The sequence below is a fragment of the Duganella sp. Root336D2 genome, from assembly GCF_001425005.1.
Lineage (GTDB): Bacteria > Pseudomonadota > Gammaproteobacteria > Burkholderiales > Burkholderiaceae_D > Rugamonas.
Genome location: NZ_LMDB01000036.1, coordinates 328,024 through 345,624 on the forward strand (window position 1 = coordinate 328,024; position 17,601 = coordinate 345,624).

14 protein-coding genes are annotated in these 17,601 nt (G+C 64.0%); 12 read left to right on the plus strand and 2 right to left on the minus strand.

What is annotated here, in order from left to right; translation table 11 throughout:
• Positions 1–20 precede the first annotated feature (20 nt).
• The 8 genes from ASD07_RS24095 to ASD07_RS24130 all read left to right on the plus strand — a co-directional run bounded on the left by ASD07_RS24095 (position 21) and on the right by ASD07_RS24130 (position 11,828).
• Positions 21–1,253, plus strand: a complete 1,233-nt coding sequence (locus ASD07_RS24095) for a winged helix-turn-helix domain-containing protein (protein ID WP_055936210.1) — start codon at positions 21–23, stop codon at positions 1,251–1,253.
• Positions 1,250–2,242, plus strand: a complete 993-nt coding sequence (locus ASD07_RS24100) for a DUF2804 domain-containing protein (RefSeq protein WP_055936213.1) — start codon at positions 1,250–1,252, stop codon at positions 2,240–2,242. Before ASD07_RS24095 ends, ASD07_RS24100 begins: the two co-directional genes overlap by 4 nt.
• 12 nt (positions 2,243–2,254) lie before the next feature.
• The gene (locus tag ASD07_RS24105; RefSeq protein ID WP_055936215.1) at positions 2,255–4,618 is read left to right on the plus strand and encodes a bifunctional acetate--CoA ligase family protein/GNAT family N-acetyltransferase; all 2,364 of its coding nucleotides are present in this window, start codon (positions 2,255–2,257) and stop codon (positions 4,616–4,618) included.
• A gap of 105 nt (positions 4,619–4,723) precedes the next feature.
• Positions 4,724–5,395 (plus strand): hemerythrin domain-containing protein, encoded by a 672-nt coding sequence (locus ASD07_RS24110; RefSeq protein WP_156398162.1) that lies wholly within the window; start codon positions 4,724–4,726, stop codon positions 5,393–5,395.
• A gap of 80 nt (positions 5,396–5,475) precedes the next feature.
• Entirely contained in the window at positions 5,476–8,043 is a 2,568-nt protein-coding gene (locus ASD07_RS24115) for a DUF349 domain-containing protein (protein WP_055936221.1), read from the plus strand.
• The gene (gene moaE / locus ASD07_RS24120; protein ID WP_200953852.1) at positions 8,040–8,492 is read left to right on the plus strand and encodes a molybdopterin synthase catalytic subunit MoaE; all 453 of its coding nucleotides are present in this window, start codon (positions 8,040–8,042) and stop codon (positions 8,490–8,492) included. The genes ASD07_RS24115 and moaE overlap by 4 nt, the downstream gene beginning before the upstream one ends.
• A 54-nt stretch (positions 8,493–8,546) precedes the next feature.
• Positions 8,547–11,129: an ATP-dependent chaperone ClpB gene (gene clpB / locus ASD07_RS24125; RefSeq protein ID WP_055936224.1), complete on the plus strand. Its 2,583-nt coding sequence runs from the start codon at positions 8,547–8,549 to the stop codon at positions 11,127–11,129.
• 108 nt (positions 11,130–11,237) lie between these two features.
• Positions 11,238–11,828 carry an HD family hydrolase gene (locus tag ASD07_RS24130; protein ID WP_055936227.1) on the plus strand — a complete coding sequence of 197 codons (591 nt, stop codon included), beginning with the start codon at positions 11,238–11,240 and terminating at the stop codon, positions 11,826–11,828.
• Here the strand turns inward: ASD07_RS24130 and ASD07_RS24135 are convergent.
• The gene (locus tag ASD07_RS24135; RefSeq protein WP_055936230.1) at positions 11,812–12,606 is read right to left on the minus strand and encodes a helix-turn-helix domain-containing protein; all 795 of its coding nucleotides are present in this window, start codon (positions 12,604–12,606) and stop codon (positions 11,812–11,814) included. The two genes, ASD07_RS24130 and ASD07_RS24135, sit on opposite strands and share 17 nt — an antisense overlap.
• A gap of 99 nt (positions 12,607–12,705) precedes the next feature.
• Here ASD07_RS24135 and ASD07_RS24140 point away from each other — a divergent pair, with 99 nt between their 5' ends.
• The 3 genes from ASD07_RS24140 (at position 12,706) to aceA (ending at position 16,126) form a co-directional block, all read left to right on the plus strand.
• On the plus strand, positions 12,706–13,914 hold the full coding sequence (locus ASD07_RS24140; RefSeq protein ID WP_055936233.1) for an MFS transporter: 1,209 nt from the start codon (positions 12,706–12,708) through the stop codon (positions 13,912–13,914).
• Between the two features lie 167 nt (positions 13,915–14,081).
• Entirely contained in the window at positions 14,082–14,576 is a 495-nt protein-coding gene (rraA, locus tag ASD07_RS24145) for a ribonuclease E activity regulator RraA (protein ID WP_055936236.1), read from the plus strand.
• Positions 14,577–14,824: 248 nt separating this feature from the next.
• Entirely contained in the window at positions 14,825–16,126 is a 1,302-nt protein-coding gene (gene aceA, locus ASD07_RS24150; RefSeq protein ID WP_055936239.1) for an isocitrate lyase, read from the plus strand.
• Here the strand turns inward: aceA and ASD07_RS24155 are convergent.
• Positions 16,123–16,581 (minus strand): GNAT family N-acetyltransferase, encoded by a 459-nt coding sequence (locus tag ASD07_RS24155; RefSeq protein WP_055936242.1) that lies wholly within the window; start codon positions 16,579–16,581, stop codon positions 16,123–16,125. The genes aceA and ASD07_RS24155 overlap by 4 nt on opposite strands.
• A gap of 72 nt (positions 16,582–16,653) precedes the next feature.
• Here ASD07_RS24155 and ASD07_RS24160 point away from each other — a divergent pair, with 72 nt between their 5' ends.
• On the plus strand, positions 16,654–17,574 hold the full coding sequence (locus tag ASD07_RS24160; protein WP_055936245.1) for a 23S rRNA (adenine(2030)-N(6))-methyltransferase RlmJ: 921 nt from the start codon (positions 16,654–16,656) through the stop codon (positions 17,572–17,574).
• Positions 17,575–17,601 lie beyond the last annotated feature (27 nt).

Sequence of the window (17,601 nt, forward strand, 5' to 3'; positions counted from 1 at the left end):
CCTCCTACAGGAATCGAGTCTTGACCGAACTGAATCTCACCCTCGCCGCGGCGCGTGCGCTGCACCTGGCGGCGCAGGGCTTGCTGCAGCCGCGCCGGCGCAAGGCGCAAAAGGCCGACGTGCTGCAGGCGATCCGCGGCATGGGCGTGCTGCAGATCGACACCATCCACGTGGTGGCGCGCAGTCCCTACCTGGTTTTGTGGAGCCGCCTGGGCGATTATCCCCAGCCCTGGCTGGAGGAGCACCTGGCTGAAGGCGCGCTGTTCGAATATTGGGCGCATGAAGCCTGTTTCGTGCCGATCGAAGACTACCGCCTGCTGCGCCACCGCATGGTCGACCCGAGCGCAATGGGATGGAAGTATTCGGCGCAGTGGATGCAGGAGCGGCGCGCCGACGTGGACCGGGTGCTGCAGCATATCCGCAGCAATGGGCCGGTGCGTTCGGCCGACTTCGAACGAAGCGACGGCAAGGGCGGTGGCTGGTGGGAATGGAAGCCGGAGAAGCGTTCGCTGGAGGTGCTGTTTACCGCCGGTGAGTTGATGATCGCCCGCCGCCACAATTTCCAGCGCGTATACGACCTGGCCGAGCGCGTATTGCCGGGCTGGAACGACAGCCAGATGCCAGGCATGGATGAAACCCGGCGCGAACTGGCGCTGAAATCCGTGCGCGCCCTTGGCCTGGCACGCAGCGCCTGGGTGGCCGACTACTACCGCACCAAGCCGCCGCGCCCCGACCTGGAAGCGCTGGCTGACCAAGGCCTGCTGCTGCGTGCGCGCGTCGAGGGCTGGAAAGATCCCGTTTTCGTGCACCGCGATCTGGCCGACCTGGCACAGGCCGCCGCCAACGGCAGCCTGGCGCCGACCCTGACCACCATCTTGTCGCCGTTCGACCCGGTGGTGTGGGACCGCCGCCGCGCACTGGACCTGTTCGGCTTCGACTACCGCCTGGAATGCTATACGCCGGCCGAAAAGCGCCGCTTCGGCTACTTCACGCTGCCGATCCTGCGCCGCGGTGCGCTGGTAGGGCGCATCGATGCCAAGGCGCACCGCCGCGGCGGCATCTTCGAGCTGAAAAACCTGGCGCTGGAACCGGGCGCCCGCGTGAGCGGGCGCTTCGTGCGCGACGTTGCTGGCGCCGTGCAGCGCCTGGCCAACTGGCACGCTTGCCCGCATGTGCAGGTGCAGGCCAGCGATCCGCCCGAATTCGCAGCCACGCTACAGGCGGAGCTGGACGCACAAGGAGTCGCACAATGAAGCTGGCCCCCGCACCGCAACGCGTGGTCGGCGCCGACGGCAAGCCGTTACTGGGCCGCTTTTCCGGCGCGACGGATTCCTTCGACTGGCATCTGCTGGCCGGCGAACATGCGCGCAGCAGCCTGTGGCGCCGCTTCCACCACAAGAAATGGCATTACGTGTCGCTGGTTTCCGAGCATGTGATGGCCGCAGTTGCCATTGTTGACCTGGGCTGGACCAGCACCTGCTTCGCCTATGTTTTCGACCGCCACGACAACGACATGATGGCCAATTTCTCGCAAGACGGCCTGCCGGGCCGCATGTCGGTCGGCGTCGGCGGGCACGCTGGCGCCGCCAGCTGGTTCCGCACGCGCAGCACGCAGATCAGCATCGAGCCGCTGGAAGGAGAACGGTACCAACTTGCCCTGCGCTGCCCTTACATGGAAATCGACGCCGAATTCGGGCCGCCGATCGCGCCGCTGCTGCTGGCCACGGGACCGGTGCAGGGCGGGGCGCTGCACGGCACGCAAAAGTCACCCGGCATGCCTTTGAGCGGCCAGGTGCGCACCTTCCGCGACGAATACAAGCTCGATGGCGGCGTCGCCAGCTTCGATTATTCGAACGGCCTGCTGGCGCGCGAGACGTCATGGCGCTGGGCTTCCGGGCATAGCCTGGGAATGGGCTTCAACCTGCAATCAGGCTATTTCGGCGGGAACGAAAATGCGCTCTGGATCGATGGCGAAGTAGTGCCGCTGGCGCCCGCGCATTTCATTTTCGACCCGCACGACCCGATGCAGCGCTGGCATATCTTCACGGAAGACGACCAGCTTGAATTGTTCTTCACCCCGGACGGGGCGCGCCGCCAGAACCGCAACCTGCTGGTGGCCGCCAGCCGTTATATCCAGCCGGTGGGCCACTTCAACGGCTGGGTGCGCGGCGAACCGGACGGGCCGAAACGCATCGTCACGCAGCTTGCAGGCGTGACCGAGGATCACTATTCACGCTGGTAAGGGAGCGCCGCCATGAGTATCAGGAATATGGACAGCCTGTTCGAGCCCGGCTCGGTGGCCATTGTCGGCGCCTCGCTGCGGCCCGAGCGCATGGGTACCCAGGTGATGAACAATATGGCCGAAAGCGGTTTTGCCGGCGCGATCTGGCCGGTCAACCCGAAGTACGAGCAGCTGCGCGGCATCCCGTGCTATCCGCGCCTGTCGGCCTTGCCGCGCACGCCCGACCTGGCCATCATCTGCACGCCGCCGGACACTGTAGCCGCGCTGATCGCCGACCTGGGGGGCCGGGGCACGCGCGGCGCCATCATCCTGACCCCGGTCAGCGACACCATCCGCCAGCAGGTCATGCGCGCCGCGCGCCCCTACCTGCTGCGCATCCTCGGCCCGGGCGGCATCGGCCTGGTGGCGCCATTGGCAGGCTTGAACGCCAGCGCCGCCCACGCCGGCGCCAAGCCGGGCAAGACCGCCTTCATTTCGCAATCGGCGACGCTCATGACGGCGGTGCTGGACTGGGCGCAGCTGCATGGCATCGGCTTCTCGCGCGTGGTATCGGTGGTGGAGGGCGGCGATATCGACCTGGGCGACATCCTGGACTACCTGGCGGCGGACGACGACACCAGCGCCATCATCATGCACATCGAATCGGTGACCTGCGCCCGCAAATTCATTTCGGCCGCCCGCCTGGCCGCACGCGGCAAGCCGGTGGTGGTGCTGAAGGCAGGCCGCAGCGGCGACGACAAGGTTTATGACGCGGTGATCCGCCGCGCTGGCATGCTGCGCGTGTATTCTTCGGCCGACCTGTTCGACGCGGTGGAAACGGTGGCGCGTGCCAGGCCCACGCGCGGCACGCGCCTGGCGATCATGAGCAACGGCAGCGGCACCGGCAAGCTCGCGGCCGACGCCCTGCAATATGTGCACGGCAAGCTGGCGCAATTTTCTCCCGACACCGGCAAGCGCCTGCGCAACGAACTGCCGCCCGGTCTGTTGCTGGCCAACCCGATCGACATCGGCGGCGAAGCCAGCGCCGAGCGCCATGTTGCCGTGGCCGGCGCCTTGCTGGCCGACCCCGGCGCGGACGCGCTGTTGATCGTGCACGCGCCATCGTCGGCGGCAGCCAGCACCGGCGTGGCGCAGGCTCTGGCGCCGATGCTGCGCCAGAGCGGGCGCAGTGTGCTTTCCTGCTGGCTGGGCGGCGCTTCGGTGGCGGGCGCACGGCAGGTATTTGCCGATGCCGGCCTGCCGACCTACGACACGCCCGAAAAGGCGGTGCGCGCCTACAGCCAGGTGGTGCAATACTCGCGCAACCAGGCCTTGCTGATTGAAGTGCCGGGCCAGGTGCCGGCGCATTCGGTGCCGGAGCGGCAGGCCGCGCGCAACCTGGTGCAAGCCGCGCGCGCCGCTGGCCAGGGCGAGCTGGCGCCAGCCGACCTGGCCGCACTGCTGGCAGCGTACGGCCTGCCCTTGGCAAGCGAGCCGGCCGGCGGCAATGTGCAGCAGCTTCGCATCGCCATGCAGGTCGATCCGGTCTTCGGTCCCGCCATCAGTGTCGGCCTGGGCGGCAGCGCCGGCCGCGTGGTGGACGACCGCGCCGTCGGCCTGCCGCCCTTGAATACCGTGCTGGCGCGCGACATGCTGCGGCGCACCGGCGTCGGCCGCGCCCTGGTCGATGAGCGCGAAATCCTGTGCGGCGCCCTGGTGCACGCCGCCGAACTGGTGGCCGACATCGGCGAAATCGCCGCACTGGAGATCGATCCCGTCACCGTGGTGGACGGGGTGCTGCAGGTGCACGGCGCCCGTGCCGTGCTGGGCCCGCGGCGCGCCGAAAGCAGCATGGCGATCCGCCCTTATCCGCAGGAGCTGGAGCAGGAAATCCAGTGGCAGGGCGGCCCCTTGTTACTGCGCCCGATCCGGCCGGAAGATGCGCCGGCCCACGTGCGCTTCTTCAGCCAGCTCGACCCCGACGACGTACGCTTGCGCTTTTTCTCGGCGATGAAGGAGTTGCCGCCGACCCAGCTTGCACGGCTGACCCAGATCGACTACGACCGCGCCATGGCCTTTATCGCCACCCGCACCGGTGCCGATGGCCAGGCGGAAACGCTGGGTGTGGTACGGGCAGTGGCCGACCCGGACAACCAGAAAGCGGAGTTCGCGATCATCGTGCGTTCCGACCTGAAAGGAAAAGGGCTGGGAAATATCCTGTTCCAGAAACTGCTTGACTATTTCCGCAGCCGCGGAACGCGTGAAATCACGGGTGAAGCGTTGTCGGAGAATATCGGAATGCAACAACTTATGCGCAGATTTGGCGGAACAGTGACGGCGTCGCGAGAAGCTGGTATGGTTGATCTTCGCCTTGCGCTGGATGGGAAAACCTCCTAAATTGGGCAGGGCATGTGACGTTACATTGATGTACGTCAAAGCGAACCTGTCGGGCTTATTTACACTTGTACTTCCGTTTCCGCGTAGCGATATTTGGGAGCAAGAATGTTAACGGCCACATATACATTAGTTGCGTTATCCGTTGAACAGGCTAACGTGCGCCTTAGCCTGCTGTCGTTTCAAAAATACGTGCAATCGACGCTGTTGCGGCAACAGCGCCTGACCCTGTCCCAGCTTGAATATGCTTGCGAAACCCTGGAGCGCCTGTACCAGGCCTGCCATTGGCGCAAGATCGAGCTGTACCTGATTCCCGCGCTGCAAGATGCGACGGAACAAGCCAACCAGTTGCTGGACGAGCTGAGCCGATTGAACCAGTCTGCCTTGTCGGTGATCCGGCGGCTGCAGGCGGACCTCGATTCGGCGGTGGAATACAGCGAACAGCAAGTGACGGAAATTTGCCAATCGATTGAGACTTTCTGCACCGTGCTGCTGCAGCGCCTGGAGAAAGAGGAAAAGGAACTGTTTGCGATCGCCCGCGCCACCATTGGCGGCGAAGCGTGGTTCGATATTGCGAACAAGTTCCTGGCCCATGATGCCCAAGTGGTGGAAGCGCGCCGTGTCCCGGCCTCCGCCGAAAAAGACAGGAAAGCCTTGTTGGAAGCCAAGCAGGTGCGTGCCTCCCTGCGAAGTGAAGACGAGGCCGCAGTTCCTGTGCCGAAGCTGCGCTACCACCGGCGCACGCGTTCGGCCCATCGCGCCGCTGCGGATACGGCCTGAACACGCCGTGCCTGCATTCGCCGCCCCTGTCGGGCGGCGCTGCGCTATGATGGTGGTTTTGATCCATTCATAGCACATCTATGTTTGAGTTCCTTTTCAAGCAGCAGGCCAGCCAGGCCAGTGTTGCCGGCCAGCCCAGCTCCGGCGGACCGCAGGCACCGCTTGGCACTCCCGCAGAACGCCGCTCGGCGCAAGCCGAGCTGGCCCGCAACCTCGCGGGCGACGAAGCTGCTGCGGTTGAGCTTATCCTGAACAGTGAATTTGCCGACGTGCGCCTGGCGGCAGCCGAACATGTCGTATCCCAGGATGCGCTGGAGAAAGTGCAGCAGGCGGTGCGCAACTCGGACCGGCGGGTGGCCAAGCTCATGCAGGGGCGGCTGGATGCGATCCGGCACGTGCAGGCCGAGCAGAAGCAGGCGCAGGCCTCAATTGCTCTCGCGCAGCGTTTGTTGGCAGATGAAAAGCTGACCCCGAACCTGGTGGCTGACCTGGACCGTCAATGGAAGGTGGTTGATGCGGCGCCTACCGCGGCGGCTGAATTTGCCCATATCCGCAATGCGCTGGCCGAGCGGCTGGAAGCCCAGGTTTCCCTGCAGCGCGCCATGATCGATGCGCTGGCAGCCTTGCGCAAGCATCCCGATGCCGCCGAGCTGGCGCGGCTGGCCGCCGAACATGAAGCCCATATGGCGGCGCCCGAACGGGCTTCCCTGCCGCGCCACCTGCTGAACGATTTCGATGCCGCGCTGGCGGCCGAGCGCGCCGCGCAGCCGCCGGCTGCCAACGCCGCCCTGGCCATGCCGGCGTCCCCCGCGGCGCAGGCCGCGGCCAGCCCGGGCACGGAGGACAGCGCCGCGCCTGCCCCGATGGCCAGCGCGCCCGCGCCGGCGCAAGGCGACGCCGTCCTGCATGCCGACGGCCACGATGCCACTGCCGCCCGCGCAGCGCGCCCGCCACGGGAAAAGCACAAGCCGTCGCCTGCCGAGCAGGAAGCCAATCGCCAGTTCATGGAACTGGTGGAAGCCATGGAGGCAGCACTGGCGCAAGGCCAGCTTCATATTGCCGCCGAGCACGATAAAACGCTGAAAGAAAGCAAAACCGGCCGCTTGACGCCGGCCCAGGCCGAGCGCCTGGCCCATGTGCGCGCTGACTTGAAGCGCCTGGGCGACTGGGCACGCTGGGGCGGCAACGTCTCGCGCGAAGAACTGGTGCACGCCGTGGAAAGCCTGCCGGCCGAAGGCCTCGGCATGAGCGAGCTGGCCAAGAAAGTCGGCAGCATGCGCGAACGCTGGAAGGCGCTGGATGGCGTCTCCGGCGCCGCACCCAAGTCGCTGTGGGAAAAATTCGACGCTGCCTGTACTGCCGCCTACGCCCCCGCCGCCGCCCATTTCAAGCAATTGGCGGATGAACGCCACTCCAATGCTGCAAAAGCGCAACAGCTGGTCGACGAGGCGAATGCCCTGATCGCGAGGGACACAGCGCAACTGGAAGCCGCCGGCGGCGCCGAGGTCGACCGCGAGGAATCGGCCTCCGGCAACCTGCCGCACACCCATGACTGGCGCACGCTTGCTTCATCGACGCAGCGGCTGCGCCAGGCCTGGGGCCGCCTCGGCACCATCGACCGCAAGGACAAGAAGCGCCTGGACACGGCCTTCAGCAAGGCAATGGACGCCTTGATGGCGCCCCTCGATTCGCAGCGCAAGATCGAGGTGGCGCGCCGCGAGCAATTGATCGAGGAAGTCGGCAAACTCAATCCGCTCGAACGCCACACCATCGATACCCTGCGCCGCCTGCAGGAATCCTGGCAAGGCCACGCCCGCGCCCTGCCGCTGGAACGCAAGACCGAGCAGGCGCTGTGGCAAAAATTCCGCGCCGCCTGCGACCAGATTTTCGCCCGGCGCAAGGAACACGCCCACGCGGCCGACCATGAGCGCAAGGCCCACTTGCACGCACGCGAGGCGATTTGCGCGGGCCTGGAATCGGCCACCTTCGAAGGCGACGACAAGGCCGTATTGGCCGCCATCGGCAAAGCGCTGAAAGATGGCGCCGCCGCATGGCATGCCTCAGGCGTAGTGCCGCGCGCCAGCGAACAGAAAATCGACCAGCGCTACCGCGCCGCCGTCGGCGCCCTGCAATCGCAGGCGGAATCCATCCGCAAGCGCGCCGGTGCGGCGCAAGCCAGCGCCCTGCGTGAAAAACTGCGCCTGGCGCAGGCGCTGGAAAGTGCACTGGCCGAGGCCGGCGATATCGATGGCGCCGCATGGAGCAATCGCTGGCAGGCGCTGGCGGCCCTGCCTGCCGAGCAGGAGCGCACCCTGCGCACCCGCTTTGACGCCGCACTGAAAGCGGCCGGGGAGGGCGCCGCGGCGCGGGCCGCTTATGCCGGCCAACTGGATACCAACCGTCAACCCCTGCTGTCCGAAGTGCTGCGCCTCGAAATCATGGCCGGCATCGACAGCGGTGCTGAATTTGCGAAAGACCGATTGAAAATGCAGGTGGAAGTATTGCAATCCTCCCTCAAGTCCGGCCAGAAGCCGGCCAGCCACTCCGCCCAGTTACTTGCCCTGTGTGCCATGCCCGCACTGGTGGACGCACGCACTGCCAGCCGCATCGAGCAGTTGTTCCGCAAGATTGGCGCGGAGGGGAAATGATCGAAGTACGGATCCAGGCCGAAGATTTCGACCTGACGCAAGAAATGGCGCAACTGCGCGCCGGCAACGCTAAAGTTGGCGCTATAGTCAGCTTCGTCGGCACGGTGCGCGACTTGAACGAAGGCGCCTCCGTTGCAGAAATGGAGCTGGAGCATTACCCCGGCATGACCGAGCAGTCGATCCAGGCCATCATCGACCAGGCCAAGGTACGCTGGCCGATTTATGGCGCGCTGGTCATCCACCGCGTCGGGCCGCTCAAGCCCATGGACCAGATCGTGCTGGTGGCGGTCACTTCACCGCACCGGGGCGAGGCATTCTCGGCTTGCGAATTCATCATCGATTACCTGAAAACCGAGGCGCCGTTCTGGAAGAAAGAACAGACGCCGGAAGGCGCCCGCTGGGTCGATGCGCGCAACAGCGACGATGAAGCTTTGAGAAAGTGGTCTTGAAAACTGTCAACGCGTCCTTAGATTGTCGTTGACAATTCATCAGGAGCGTTCGACATGCGTCAAGACAAACTTACAACAAAACTGCAGGAAGCACTCGCCGATGCCCAGAGCCTGGCCGTCGGCAACGACAACCAGTACATCGAGCCTGCGCACCTGCTGCTGGCCCTGCTGAACCAGGAAGACGGCGGCGCGCGTTCGCTGCTGCAGCGTGCCGGCGTGAATGTCGGCGGGCTGGCGCAGGCCTTGAAGCATGCGCTGGAGCGCATGCCCAAGGTGTCCGGCGGCGACGTCACGGTCGGCCGCGAATTCGTCAATATGCTGAACCAGGCCGACCGCGAAACCCAGAAGCGCGGCGACCAGTTCGTCTCCAGCGAGATGGTGCTGCTGGCGATTGCCGAAGACAAGGGCGACGCCGGCAAGCTGGCGCGCGAAAACGGCTTGCAGCGCAAGGCGCTGGAAAGCGCCATCGACGCCGTACGCGGCGGCGCCAAGGTCGACTCGCAGGAAGCGGAAGGCCAGCGCGAAGCCCTCAAGAAATACACCCTCGACCTGACCGAGCGTGCCCGCATGGGCAAGCTGGACCCGGTGATCGGCCGCGACGATGAAATCCGCCGCGCGATCCAGGTGCTGCAGCGCCGTACCAAGAACAATCCGGTGCTGATCGGGGAGCCCGGCGTCGGCAAGACCGCCATCGTGGAAGGCCTGGCGCAGCGCATCGTCAACAACGAAGTGCCGGATTCCCTGCGCGGCAAGCGCGTGTTGTCGCTCGACATGGCGGCGCTGCTGGCAGGCGCCAAATACCGCGGCGAGTTCGAGGAGCGCCTGAAGTCCGTGCTGAAGGAGCTGGCGCAGGACGAAGGCCAGACCATCGTCTTCATCGACGAATTGCACACCATGGTCGGCGCCGGCAAGGCGGAGGGCGCCATGGACGCCGGCAATATGCTGAAGCCTGCGCTGGCGCGCGGCGAGCTGCATTGCCTCGGCGCGACCACGCTGGATGAATACCGCAAATACATCGAGAAGGATGCCGCGCTGGAGCGCCGCTTCCAGAAGATCCTGGTCGACGAGCCAAGCGTGGAAGCGACCATCGCCATCCTGCGCGGCCTGCAGGACAAGTACGAGCTGCACCACAAGGTGGAAATCACCGACCCTGCGATCATCGCAGCAGCGGAGCTGTCGCACCGCTACATCACCGACCGTTTCCTGCCCGACAAGGCGATCGACCTGATCGACGAAGCCGCCTCGAAGATCAAGATCGAGATCGACTCCAAGCCGGAGGTAATGGACAAGCTGGAACGGCGCCTGATCCAGCTCAAGATCGAGAAGGAAGCCGTCAAGCGCGAAAAGGACGAAGCCTCGCGCGCCCGCCTGCAGTTGCTGGACGATGAAATCGCCAAGCTGCAGCGCGAGTACAACGATTACGAGGAAGTGCTGAAGGCCGAAAAAGCCAATGTGCAGGGCACCACCCACATCAAGGAAGAAATCGAGCGCATCAAACAGCAGATGGAGGAGGCGACGCGCGCTTCCAACTGGCAGCGCGTGTCCGAACTCCAGTACGGCAAACTGCCGGAACTGGAAGCGCAACTGAAGCAGGCCGAAGCCGCCGGCGCCGCAGAATCGTCCGGCGACAAGCCGAAACTGCTGCGCACCCAGGTCGGCGCCGAAGAAATTGCCGAAGTGGTGTCGCGAGCGACCGGCATTCCGGTCTCGCGCATGATGCAAGGCGAGCGCGACAAGCTGCTGCACATCGAGGAGAAGCTGCACGAACGCGTGGTGGGGCAGGACGAAGCGATCAGTGCCGTGGCCGATGCCATCCGCCGCTCGCGCGCCGGCCTGTCGGACCCGAACCGCCCGTATGGTTCCTTCATGTTCCTCGGCCCGACCGGTGTCGGTAAAACGGAGCTGACCAAGGCGCTGGCGAACTTCCTGTTCGACTCGGAAGAATCGCTGATCCGCATCGACATGAGCGAATTCATGGAGAAGCACTCGGTAGCCCGCCTGATCGGTGCGCCGCCGGGCTATGTGGGCTACGACGAAGGCGGCTACCTGACCGAAGCCGTGCGCCGCAAGCCCTACAGTGTGATCCTGCTGGACGAGATTGAAAAAGCGCACCCGGACGTGTTCAACGTGCTGCTGCAGGTGCTGGACGATGGCCGCATGACGGACGGACAGGGGCGCACCGTGGACTTCAAGAACACGGTGGTGATCATGACCTCGAACCTGGGCTCGCAGAAGATCCAGTCGCTCGACGAAGCTGATCCGGCAGTGGTGAAGCTGGCGGTGATGGCCGAAGTACGCGGCCATTTCCGTCCCGAGTTCATCAACCGGATCGACGAGATCGTGGTGTTCCACGGCCTGGACGACAAGCATATCGGCTCGATCGCCCGCATCCAGCTGCAAATCCTGGAGCAGCGCCTGAAACGCATGGACATGGGCATGGAAGTGAGCGACGCCGCGCTGCAGAAGATCGCCGAGGCGGGCTACGATCCGGTGTATGGCGCACGTCCGCTCAAGCGCGCAGTGCAGCAGCAGATCGAGAATCCGTTGTCGAAGCTGATCCTGGAAGGCCGCTTCGGCCCGAAAGATACGATCCGCATCGAAGCCGACGGCAACGAGCTGGCCTTCCGCAAGGCCTGAGCTCAGCGGCCAGGCGTCCGGCAGACAACTTGCCGCCGGCGCCGGGCTTCTCCGGTGGCAGCCGAAGTCCAGGGGCGATAAACGTATGGATCTCGATAGGAGCACTGCATGAATGAGTCAAGGTTGGCGGGCCGGCTGGCGTTCCTGCGCGAAGCAGAGCGGCTCAAGAGTGTCCTGCGCAGTGGCTTTACCTCGAGCGGCCGGCCGGAGAGCACCGCCGAGCATAGCTGGCGGCTGGCGCTGATGGCGCTGGTGTTCGCCGACGAACTGCCCGGCCTCGATCTGGCCCGTGTGCTGAAGCTGTGCATCGTGCACGACCTCGGCGAAGCAATCCATGGCGATATTCCTGCAATCCACCAGCATGCCCATCCCGGCAAGTCAGCGCAGGAACGCGAAGACTTGCACATCCTGGCGCGCGACCTCGACCCGCTGCTGCGCGCGGAAATCATCGCCCTGTGGGACGAGTATGAAGCCACCGCCACGCCAGAAGCCCAGGCGGTAAAAGCCTTCGATAAACTGGAAACCATCCTCCAGCACAACCAGGGCGATAACCCGCCCGGTTTCGACTATGCCTTCAACCTGGGGTACGGCCGCAAGCACACTGCCACGGCACCGTTATTCGTGAGGCTGCGTGAAATGGTCGACGCCGAAACAAGCCGGCGCCAGCAGGGCGCAGCGCCGATCAGACGCGGGAGCTGAAGAATTCGGTCGGCGGGCAGCCGAAGGTCTTGCGGAACATGGCAGTGAAGGCCGACTGGCTCGAGTAGCCCAGCGCATCGGCCACTTGCGACAAGGGCATGCCGCCGGAAATCATCGGCGCGGCGTGCGCCAGCCGGGCCTGCTGGCGCCACTGGCCGAAGCTCATGCCCAGTTCTTTTTCAAACAGGCGCGCCAGCGTACGCTCCGAAGCACCGGCTTTGCTGGCCCATTCCTCTAAAGTCTGGGTCGCGCCCGGATCGGCAAGCAAGGCATCGCACAGGCCTTTCAGGCGTTTGTCGCGCGGCATCGGGACGCGGATCGGGCGCGTTGCCAGGTGCGGCAGTTCATCCAGAATCAGGTTGCTGATCAATTGGGAGCGATGGCTTGGCACTTCCTGATCTTCCTGCTCCAGCGCCATGACCAGCTCGCGCAGCAGCGGTGACACTTCGAGTACCTTGCATGGTTCGCCGGGGAACGGATCGTAAGACGACACGAAATAGACAGGGCGCAGCCGGGCGGCCGCGATCACGCTCAGCGAGTGTTCGACATTGGCCGCGGTCCAGATCGCGCGTTGCGGCGGCACGATCCAGCTGCTGTCCATGGCGTTCAGGCGGATCACGCCGTCCAGTGCCAGGGTCAGTTGCGCGCAATCGTGGGAATGCCATTGCAAGGCCCGTTCGCAAATCAGGTCGCGGGCGATCATGGTGACAGGCTGTCCGTCGCTCGGTTCGCGGCGGCTTTCGTGTGGTCCCGTATGGGTGACGACCTGGATCGGCATGGGTTGGCGGTTTTGCGATAAATGATGTCATCCTAGCTCAAAACAGACGCTCCAGGTTTTCCTACAATATTTCCATTCTCAATAGGAACGAGGTACGGAATGGATAATCAAACCTTACGCACGGACGCCCGTGTGATCGGCCTGGTCGGGCTGGCGCACGGCGTCTCGCACTTTTACCACCTGATCCTGGCAGCGCTGTTTCCCTGGCTGAAGACGGCCTTTGGCCTGAGCTACTCCGAACTGGCATTGCTGATGACGGTATTCTTCGTCGTTTCCGGCATTGGCCAGGCCCTGGCCGGCTTCGTGGTCGACCGGGTGGGCGCGCGCCGTGTGCTGTTCGCCGGCATGGCGATGCTGGGCATATCGGCCCTGGTGCTGTCGAACGCCCAGAATTATGCCGGCCTGATGGCGGGCGCGCTGATGGCAGGCATGGGCAACAGCATCTTCCACCCGGCCGACTACACGATCCTCAACCAGCGCGTATCGCGCGACCGGTTGGCGCATGGCTTTTCGGTGCACGGCATCAGCGGAAGCCTTGGCTGGGCTGCTGCGCCGCTGTTCCTGACGGGTGTAGCCAGCGCCACCGACTGGCGCACAGCCCTGTTGTCGGCGGCTGCACTGCCTGCGATTGTGCTGGCGATCCTGTGGTGGAACCGTGAAGCGCTGCGAGCCGACCCGATTGCTGCGCATGCGCCCGGCGCACAAAACGGAGGCTCGCTTGACTTCCTGCGCCTGCCTTCGGTGTGGATGTGTTTTGGATTTTTCTTCCTGACCGCGCTGGCGCTGGGCGGCATCCAGAGTTTCGCCTCGACCGGCCTGGTCAAGCTATACGGGATGTCGCTGGCGATGGCGACCAGCGCGTTCACAGCCTACATGCTGGCATCCGCGGCAGGCATGATGCTGGGCGGCTTCCTTGGCGCTGGCCGCAAGAACCATGACCGCACGATTGCCGCCGCATTCGCACTGGCTGCCGTACTGGCGCTGTTGCTTGGGCTGGCGGTTGTACCTGCCTGGGGCGCGCTGGTATTGATGGCGCTGGTCGGCTTCTTCTCCGGCATAGCCGGCCCATCGCGCGACTTGATGATCCGCGCCGCCGCGCCGAAGAATGCCACGGGCCGCGTGTATGGCGTGGTGTACTCCGGCCTCGACAGCGGCCTGTCGGTCGGCCCACTGTTGTTCGGCCTGATGATGGACGCCGGCAAGCCGCAGTTTGTCTTTGCCGGCATTGCCTTCTTCCTGCTGCTCGCAATCGCCACCGCCACAGGCGTCGGCAGCCGCACCCGCGCCACTGCCGGCGCCGCCGCGTAAATAGGTTGCCAAATTCGGTGCCAGGTCTGTCATTTGGACAGACGGCACATTTCTTTGATCTTTCTCAATACGCAAAATGACCCAGATTTGCGTATTGAGCTAAATCAAAGATATTGTGTCTGTGTCCGAATGACAGACCTGGTACCGACTTTTTTGGGAGTGATGCTATGAGTTTTGCTACGACTGACCTTTGTGATGACAATCCTGGCATGCTGGATGACGGTAGCCTGCAAGTGCTGTCGCCATTTTTCCGCCACTTTGGCAAGCGGGCCCGGTTTGCCGGGCCGGCGGCGACGCTGAAGGTGCATGAGGATAACGCGCTGGTGCGGGCAACCCTGGAAACTCCGGGCGCGGGAAGGGTGCTGGTGGTGGACGGTGGGGGCAGCTTGCGCCGGGCTTTGGTCGGGGGCCAGCTTGGCTTGCTGGCACAGAATAATGGCTGGGCTGGCGTGATCGTCGATGGTTGCGTGCGCGATAGCGCGGAATTGGCGGAGTGCGATGTCGGCATCATGGCCCTGGCTACGCACCCCCAGCGCAGCGCGCGCGATGGTGTCGGTAAGCGTGATGTGAACGTGCAGGTTGCCGGCGTGGCCATCCAACCAGGCGACTGGATTTATGCGGACCTGGATGGGGTGCTGGTGGCACGGCAAAAGCTTGCCTGATATTGTTGCGCTTTCCACGATGTGAAAACATCGTTTCATGCGATGGAAAGTGCACCAATTCAACCAACCTTGTTTCTCTCGAAATGAGAAATTACGTTCCGTATCATGGAATATTGCTGCTAAGCGCATGATTCGTCGAGGATAAATAGTGCTCATGTGTCTTATATAAGACAGTGTTGCACCCAAACAATCAAGCCTAAGATATCCCTAACGGTTTTCGTTTTCTAACGCTTTCGTAGGAGATCATCATGGCAACTCGCGCCGAACAAATCGCTGCTTTGCAGCACGATTGGGATACCAATCCACGCTGGAAAGGCGTCACCCGCACCTATAGCGCGGAAGACGTGGTGCGTTTGCGTGGTTCCCTGGCCATTGAACACACCCTGGCAAAGCGCGGCGCGGAAAAGTTGTGGCACCTGGTGAACAACGAGCCTTTCGTCAATGCGCTCGGGGCCCTGACCGGCAACCAGGCCATGCAGCAGGTGAAGGCCGGCCTGAAGGCGATTTACCTGTCCGGCTGGCAGGTGGCGGGCGACGCCAACCTGGCCGGCGAAATGTATCCGGACCAGTCGCTGTATCCGGCCAATTCGGTGCCGATGGTTGTTCGCCGCATCAACAACACCTTCCAGCGTGCCGACCAGATCCAGTGGTCCGAGGGGAAGGATGATATCGATTATTTCGCGCCCATCGTGGCCGACGCGGAAGCCGGCTTCGGCGGCGTGCTGAACGCCTTTGAGCTGATGAAGGCCATGATCGAGGCGGGCGCTTCCGGCGTGCACTTTGAGGACCAGTTGGCGTCCGTGAAGAAGTGCGGCCATATGGGCGGCAAGGTGCTGGTGCCTACCCGCGAGGCGCTCGAAAAGCTGGCCGCTGCGCGGCTGGCGGCCGATGTGATGGGCACGTCGACCCTGGTGATTGCACGCACCGACGCCGAGGCGGCGGATTTGCTGACTTCCGATGTGGACGATAACGACAAGCCTTTCTGCACCGGCGAACGGAGCGTGGAGGGCTTCTACAAGGTCCGCAACGGTCTGGACCAGTCGATCGCGCGCGCGCTGGCCTATGCTCCTTACGCTGACCTGGTGTGGTGCGAAACCGGCAAGCCGGACCTGGCCTTTGCCAAGGCATTCGCCGAAGCCGTTCATGCCCGGTTCCCGGGCAAGATGCTGGCCTATAACTGCTCGCCGTCCTTCAACTGGAAGAAGAACCTGGACGACGCCACCATTGCCAAGTTCCAGAAGGAGTTGGGCGCCATGGGCTACAAATTCCAGTTCATCACGCTGGCGGGCTTCCATTCGCTGAATTACGGCATGTTCAACCTGGCCCACGGCTATGCGCGGCGCCAGATGTCGGCCTTCGTGGAGTTGCAGGAAGCCGAGTTCGCGGCCGCAGCCAGGGGCTTCACCGCCGTCAAGCACCAGCGCGAAGTCGGTACCGGCTACTTTGACGCCGTGACCCTGGCCATCCAGCAGGGCCAGAGCTCCACCACCGCGCTGCACGGTTCGACCGAAGACGCGCAGTTCTTCGACGAAAACAAGAAGGTCGCCTAACCGCGGGTCATGAACACGCAGTCCAGCAGGATCCCCGACGGGTGCTGGTACTGCATGCTTTCGATGGCGCGATAGCCTGCTGCTTCGTAAAAGGGCACGGCATTCAGCGAGGCGTAAAGGTGCAGGGCCGTGGGGTGGCTGGCCAGCTGCTCCAGGGCGCGCATCAAGGCCTTGCCGACGCCTCGGCCGGCAAAATGCGGGTCCACGAAGACCGCATCGACTTCATTGCGTTCCCGTTCGAGGATGGCGTAGCCGGCGAGTTCGCCGCCGATGTGCGCCTTGATGCCGCCGCCTTGCTTCAGGAGTGCGGGATAGGCCGCAGGGGCCGGGGCCGCGGCCCAGGTGTTCAATATATCCGGCGCGTAATGGGCGGCGCATTGCTTGCGAAGCGCGCGCGTGCGCAGTTCCCACAGGGCTGGAATGTCGGTGCTGGCAGCTGGCAGGAAGGCAATCATGCGGCCAGTGTACCGCAGGCCATGATGCGCATGAGATAATGCGGGCAAATCTTATCTTCCCGCCTCTCTTTTATGTTCAGTTACCGCCACGCGTTCCATGCCGGCAATCATGCCGACATCCTCAAGCACTTTGTCCTGGTCCAGGTCCTCGAATACCTGAACCAGAAGGACGTGCCGTATACCTATATCGACACCCACGCCGGCGCCGGCGTCTACTCGCTGGACAGCGCGCAAGCCACCAAGACTGCCGAATTCGAGACCGGCATCGGCCCGTTGTGGGAGCGTGATGACTTGCCGCAGCCGCTGGCCGACTACGTCCAACTGATCAAGGACCTGAACCCGAGCGGCAAGCTGCGCTTCTATCCTGGCTCGCCGTATTGCGCCGAAATCGTGGCGCGCGAAGAAGACCGCCTGCGCTTGTTCGAGCTGCACCCGTCGGATGCCAAGATCCTTGCCGATAATTTCTACAAACTGGAGCAGCACCAGGCTGCCAATGGCCGTCGTCCGACTGCGCGCGGCAAGCGCGTGATCGTCAACAAGGCCGATGGTTTCCTCGGCGTGAAGGCGCTGCTGCCGCCGCCGTCGCGCCGCGGCTTCGTGCTGTGCGATCCTCCTTACGAGGACAAGCAGGACTACAAGAAGGTCACCGAGATGCTGAACGATGCGCTGAAGCGCTTCCCGACCGGCACGTACGCGGTCTGGTACCCGGTGCTGCAGCGCATTGAGGCGCGCAACTTTGCCGAGCGCATGAAGCACTTGCCGGCCAAGAGCTGGCTGAACGTGACCCTGTGCATCAGCACGCCGACGCCTGACGGCATTGCACTGCACACGAGCGGCATGTTCCTGCTGAATCCGCCGTACACGCTGGAGCCGATACTGCGCCAGGTGCTGCCTTATCTGGTCCAGGTTCTGGGCCGTGATGCCGGCGCCCAGTTCACGCTGGAGAGTGGTGATGCGACCACAGCGAAGAAAGGTGCGTCGCGCAGCGCATAAAAATATTGCCAAGACTGCACTAATGGG

What these genes read in the sequence shown, in the direction of transcription:
- ASD07_RS24100 (WP_055936213.1), top strand. Translation starts at nt 1,250, where the DNA reads ATGAAGCTGGCCCCCGCACCGCAACGCGTGGTCGGCGCCGACGGCAAG.
- ASD07_RS24105 (WP_055936215.1), top strand. Translation starts at nt 2,255, where the DNA reads ATGAGTATCAGGAATATGGACAGCCTGTTCGAGCCCGGCTCGGTGGCC.
- ASD07_RS24110 (WP_156398162.1), top strand. Translation starts at nt 4,724, where the DNA reads ATGTTAACGGCCACATATACATTAGTTGCGTTATCCGTTGAACAGGCT.
- ASD07_RS24115 (WP_055936221.1), top strand. Translation starts at nt 5,476, where the DNA reads ATGTTTGAGTTCCTTTTCAAGCAGCAGGCCAGCCAGGCCAGTGTTGCC.
- moaE (WP_200953852.1), top strand. Translation starts at nt 8,040, where the DNA reads ATGATCGAAGTACGGATCCAGGCCGAAGATTTCGACCTGACGCAAGAA.
- clpB (WP_055936224.1), top strand. Translation starts at nt 8,547, where the DNA reads ATGCGTCAAGACAAACTTACAACAAAACTGCAGGAAGCACTCGCCGAT.
- ASD07_RS24130 (WP_055936227.1), top strand. Translation starts at nt 11,238, where the DNA reads ATGAATGAGTCAAGGTTGGCGGGCCGGCTGGCGTTCCTGCGCGAAGCA.
- ASD07_RS24135 (WP_055936230.1), bottom strand. Translation starts at nt 12,606, where the DNA reads ATGCCGATCCAGGTCGTCACCCATACGGGACCACACGAAAGCCGCCGC.
- ASD07_RS24140 (WP_055936233.1), top strand. Translation starts at nt 12,706, where the DNA reads ATGGATAATCAAACCTTACGCACGGACGCCCGTGTGATCGGCCTGGTC.
- rraA (WP_055936236.1), top strand. Translation starts at nt 14,082, where the DNA reads ATGAGTTTTGCTACGACTGACCTTTGTGATGACAATCCTGGCATGCTG.
- aceA (WP_055936239.1), top strand. Translation starts at nt 14,825, where the DNA reads ATGGCAACTCGCGCCGAACAAATCGCTGCTTTGCAGCACGATTGGGAT.
- ASD07_RS24155 (WP_055936242.1), bottom strand. Translation starts at nt 16,581, where the DNA reads ATGATTGCCTTCCTGCCAGCTGCCAGCACCGACATTCCAGCCCTGTGG.
- ASD07_RS24160 (WP_055936245.1), top strand. Translation starts at nt 16,654, where the DNA reads ATGTTCAGTTACCGCCACGCGTTCCATGCCGGCAATCATGCCGACATC.